The sequence below is a fragment of the Mycobacterium sp. genome, assembly GCF_052144515.1.
In the GTDB taxonomy this organism is placed as follows: Bacteria; Actinomycetota; Actinomycetes; order Mycobacteriales; family Mycobacteriaceae; genus Mycobacterium.
The window spans coordinates 1-4,862 of sequence record NZ_JBKQQD010000329.1; the positions used below are offsets into that span (position 1 = coordinate 1).

5 protein-coding genes and 1 pseudogene are annotated in these 4,862 nt (G+C 62.6%); 2 read left to right on the forward strand and 4 right to left on the reverse strand.

All coding sequences use genetic code 11. From position 1 onward, the window contains the following. The 3 genes from ACLP9N_RS21935 to ACLP9N_RS21945 form a co-directional block, all read right to left on the reverse strand. Window positions 1–883: glycosyltransferase (locus tag ACLP9N_RS21935; protein ID WP_442409371.1), on the reverse strand; the 883-nt coding region annotated here is incomplete at its 3' end. Continuing rightward, window positions 765–1,565, reverse strand: coding sequence for a class I SAM-dependent methyltransferase (locus tag ACLP9N_RS21940; RefSeq protein ID WP_442393866.1), 801 nt, complete (start codon window positions 1,563–1,565; stop codon window positions 765–767). The genes ACLP9N_RS21935 and ACLP9N_RS21940, both read right to left, overlap by 119 nt. Then, a complete protein-coding gene (locus tag ACLP9N_RS21945) occupies window positions 1,566–2,405 on the reverse strand; it encodes an NAD-dependent epimerase/dehydratase family protein (RefSeq protein ID WP_442409373.1) in 840 nt (279 codons plus the stop codon). Between the two features lie 7 nt (window positions 2,406–2,412). Between ACLP9N_RS21945 and ACLP9N_RS21950 the strand changes: the two are divergent. Then, window positions 2,413–2,643, forward strand: a pseudogene (locus tag ACLP9N_RS21950) (IS110 family transposase); the annotation flags it as partial. Between the two features lie 32 nt (window positions 2,644–2,675). Here ACLP9N_RS21950 and ACLP9N_RS21955 read toward each other — a convergent pair. Then, complete coding sequence (locus ACLP9N_RS21955) at window positions 2,676–3,797, reverse strand: class I SAM-dependent methyltransferase (protein WP_442393864.1); 1,122 nt, start codon at window positions 3,795–3,797, stop codon at window positions 2,676–2,678. A gap of 723 nt (window positions 3,798–4,520) precedes the next feature. Here ACLP9N_RS21955 and ACLP9N_RS21960 point away from each other — a divergent pair. Then, on the forward strand, window positions 4,521–4,862 hold a 342-nt coding region (locus ACLP9N_RS21960), incomplete at its 3' end, for a hypothetical protein (protein ID WP_442409372.1).

Below are 4,862 nucleotides of genomic sequence, written 5' to 3' on the forward strand. Positions count from 1 at the left end.
ATCGAGGCGGACGGCTTCGATGAACGCGACGTCCTCGCGGATCACCGTCGTCTCCTCGGCGGGTACGCAGACCGCGAAAAGAGACCGGATGCTGTGCGCGTGCTTGATGACGGTCGGTGGTGCGCCACCGTAGGAGGCGTCGACGGTCGACCGAGCCGGTTCGTCTGCGTCCAGTTATGACCCGGCCGCGACTGAGGGCATAGAAGTACCACTTGAGGTAATGCGGCAGCCATTTCGTCAGACGGAACCGCGACTGGCCGGCGGTGCGGTCGCGCCAGGTCGACGGCACTTCGGTAATGCGGTGGCCGGCGACGTGCGCTTTGGCCGTGACCTCGAGCGTGTATTCAAACCCGCCTGAGCTTTCGATCGGGATTTCGCGGAGGACGGGCAGCCGGTAGGCGCGAAACGCGTTCGTCGCGTCGTGTGTCGGCAAGCCGGCCAGCCAATATAGCGATACGCCTGCGACCTGCGAAAGCGTCCGTTTGACGGCCGGCCCGCCGATCTGCCTACCCCCGCGCATATAGCGCGACGCGCACACGATGTCGTATCCCTCGTCGCGAATCAGCCGGACCATGTCGTCAACCACCCGGAGGTCGTCTGACAAGTCCGCCATCGAGACAATGACCACGTCCGAGCGCGCCGCCTCGACGCCCGCGCGAATCGTGTTGATCACGCCTCGCCCAATTGTGTTGCGTACCAACTCAAGACCGGGGTAGTCGTGCGCAGGCTCGCGGACCACGGGCACCGTGTCGTCCTCGTCGAAGTCACAGACGATCAGCACCCGTTTGGGGCGGGTCACCGTCGCGTAGAGCTCGGCCAGTGCCCTGGAGATGTTCGAGCCCTCGTTGTAGACGGGAACGATGAAGTCGATCTCGCCGGTCATCGTGGACGTTCCGCCACGACAAGCATCTGCTTGCCCAACAGGTACTGGGCGGGCCGAAACCGCAGGTACAGCCGGACGAGGAAGGCCCACTGGGGCAGGCGGCTTTTGGTCGTGTACGGAAGGAACCCGCGCGGCACTCGACGACGCATAATCCGGCGACTTCGAGCGCCTCGGTCATGCCGCGCTCGCTTAGCGGCAGCGTGTGGTCGAAGAAGTCCCAGAACGCTCCGCCCACGAGCCGCACGTTTGGTTGCATGATCATGATTCGTCCACCGGGCCGAAGCACCGCGCGAACATTAGCGAGCACTTTGAGCAACGCGTCGGGGCCGCGAAGATGCTCAAAGACGTTGCTGGCGAACGCCAGATCGACCGTTGCGGGCTCGACGGCCTCCGTGAGGTGTTCTAGCGTTAGCTGGTGCACCTCGACGCCTGGGGCGGCGAACCGCTTTGTGTCGGGGTTGAGGTCGACAGCGATCCGACGCCGGGCCGAAATGTTGTTGACGAAGTCGCAATAGCCGGCGCCGAGGTCGACGACGCAGGCATCGTCGGGCACATAGCGGGCGAAGAACTCCTCGCAGATCACCCGCCACAGCCGCGCCTTGGACTCGCGCTCGGCGTCGTGAAAGCGCGCCGCATACAGCCGATCCAATTCCGCGTTCAGCTCACCGTACGCTTCGGCCAATCAGATCCCTCCTAGATCGATCTGCTGCTCGATCCACGGGATGATTTCGTCGAGCGCCTCATCGAGTGACGTCGTGGCCTTGAAACCGAGTATGTCCATCGCCTTTTGGACATCGGGCACCCGCCGCTGCACGTCGTAGGGGAACGGATCATCACTGATGAGCCGCAACGGGGCATCGCCCTTAACCTTGCGCCACACCATCTCGGCCAGCTCGTGAACAGTCGTCGACGTCGCGGTCGAGAGGTTGAAGTCTTCGTTGCGGGCCATGTCGGACTCGATCGCCAGGCGTCTGCCACGGGCGAGGTCGCCGCCATAGGTGTAGTGACGGACCTGGCTGCCGTCGCCGAGAATGTACAGCGGATCTTGCCCTTTGAGAACTTTTCGGACGAGGTCGGGGACTACGTGGCTCATCGCCAGCCGGACATTGCCCGACATGATTTCGCGGTCGCACAGGGCGCGTTTTTCGCCCACGCCGATGCAGTTGAACGGCCGCACGATCGTATAGGGCAGCTCGTACTGCTCCCACGCGCCTTGGGCAAAGTACTCGGCGGAGAGTTTTTGGAAGCCGTAGGTCGAGTGCGGCGGCGGGCAGCGGCGCTGCTCGCCCTCGGGGGTGGGATAGGTCGAGGTGCTCTCGTAGACCATCGACGATGACACGACGGTGATCTTGCGTAAACCCGCGTTGCGGTGCGCCCAAATCGCCGCGTCGAACGTCACCGCGGTGATCCGCTCGTTCTCGGAAAGCAGGTCGTAGGCCAGCTCGTGGAAAAGGGAGATGCCGCCGATGATCGCCGCGCCGGCGACCAGATGATCGCAGTCGGCGAGCAGGTCCTTGAGCAGGTGGAGGGCCCTGAATGCGGCCGGCTCTCAGGTGTCTGCGATCAACCCGCTGGCGGTGGCGCGCTACCGCGACCGCCACCACCTCTCGGGGGCCAAATCCGATGCGTCTGACGCCAAACTGTTGGCTGATCTGGTGCGCACCGACCGGCACAACCATCGCCGGATCGCTGGCGACAGCGCACAAGCCGAGGCGACCAAAGTTCTCGCCCGCGCACATCAAAACCTGATCTGGACACGGACCTTAGCAAGAATGAGGGAAAGCGGGGCCAGTCATTTGTCGAGGTACCAGTCGCCGGGCCGGGCAGCAACCCCTGCGGGGGGTCCCTCTTCGGTGTTGACACCTTTTTCGATGACGGCGAGGTTGTGGTGGACGTGGACCCCGGTGACCGTCAGTTCGGTCATCGACGGTTCCTGGTTGCCGTCGCGCATCTGCTCTTGATGGTTCAGGCCATCCAGCAGGCTCTTGACCATGGCCGTGGAAGTACCTTGAGCCAACGGGTCGGCATTGCCGCCCCAGGCCGGCCAGTACGAGGTCGCCAGGTCCTCGATGGCGTAGATGCCGCCGGGCCGCACGTATGGGAATAGCGCATCGAAGGAGGTGATGACGTGGTGACTGAAGTGACTGCCGTCGTCAATGACAATATCGAACGGTCCGAACTGGCGGGCGAACGAGTCAAGGAATCGCTCATCACCTTGGTCCCCCTGCACCACATGCAGTCTGCTTTCTGAAATGCCGTGCTTTGCAAACAGATCCAATCCATAGATGAGGCCCCGCCGGAAATAGTGCTTCCACATGCGCAGGGACTCACCGCCGCTGTCGGGCGCTTCGTAGCCACCCACGCCAATCTCAAGCACTCTTACCGGTAGCTCCCGATACGGCTCGAAGTACCTCTCGTAATGCGGCGTGTACCAGTGGATCCCCCATTTGTCTGAGCCAAACAGGACGGCGAGGTCGGACAAACTCTTCGGACGCTGCGACAGTGCACCAACCACCTGTCGCATCCCGGCAAACGTCGCCCAGCGTTGCTTAGTGAACAGCTCTCGGGTGGCACCGTGCGGTCCCGGTGGACCAAAGAGCTCGCGCAGCAGGTCCGCGAGGTCCTGCCGGATGATCGCGGGAGCCTCGCCGTCCCAACCCTTCTCGACGTAGGGGCCGCGGCTGTCGCCCAGAACAAGGAGATAGCCCAGCCGCTGGCCGTCGAAACCCAGGTCGCACTGAATCACCAACTTATCCGCCGGGCCGCCCAGCAGGGCGGCCCGGCCGACCACCTCAGCCAGCATTGCCTCGGCGACGATATCCGGGCCGATGTCGGCCACCCGAGCCGCAATCTCCGCGTCGGGCAAACCGGCGGCCAGCAGGACACTCTCGATCAGAGCGGTATCGGTCGACATCGGTGAGACAACCTTCGCGAGAGTCGTTGCAGTCCAAGCTTTCGAATCTAACACCCGTGTCCGTGGCCCCCTCAATAATCGAACTTCGACCGGGCAAAGTCGAAGAGCCGGAGTACACCCATGCTGGACACAGGACGGGCCCTCGGATTGTGTCCAACTAGGGTCCTCTCCGACCTTTATTGACAGTTGTCCACTAAAGTCTCAGGGTCTACCTCGACAGTCACGGCCGACGCCTCAATCGCACAGCGACACAATGACCCCAGCGACACAACACTGGTTCTTCCCTTCCTGAAGTGCCGCCGAATGGGGCTGCCCAGCACCTACCAGATTCTCGGCTGCAGTCATTACCGGGTATCGCGCTGTCGAGCTGACCGTGTTTGCGCCAAGCTCCGGCACAAAATCAAGATCATCGAACGCGAGACTGCTGCCTTTGTCAGGCATGAATCGTCCGGGGTCCGGTCGAAAGCTGCTGCCGTCTGGTCGTACCTGGTGGAGTAACGCCCATTCCCCAAGCCGCCAGGCACGTACCACACGCTGAGTGATGCTCATCATGAGTTGTGCCTTCCGAAGCCCTGCCATCGGGTCTGTCGCCATGAGTGGCACGGTAACCGCGCGACGTGACAAGCAGTAGGAAGCCGGGCCACGGAAGGCACCACCGTGACCCGACCTCCCTTCTCCACTAAACGGGGTCAAGCCCAGCTCCTCTTCCGGTACTTTGCACCCATGCTGTTCGCCGTCGCAGTAGTGAAACCTCCTAGCAATCCGACCATCGGCGGAGGATTTCGCGAGATCGCGGAGGCATTGCACCATGCTCTTCTGGCGCTTGGCCATGACTCGGTGCTGACCAACCGTCTCGACCTCGACGAGCGCCGCACCATCGTGCTCGGCGGAAACCACCTCGTCCAGTACGGCTTGGAGCCGCCAAAAAACCCCATCTTCTACAACCTCGAGCAATTGGGCAACGACTCGCCGTGGATGGAGATGCCTGAATTCATTGACCTTTTGAGGCGCTACCCGACGTGGGACTACAGTCAAGCCAACATCGAGCGGCTCGCTGCTATGGGA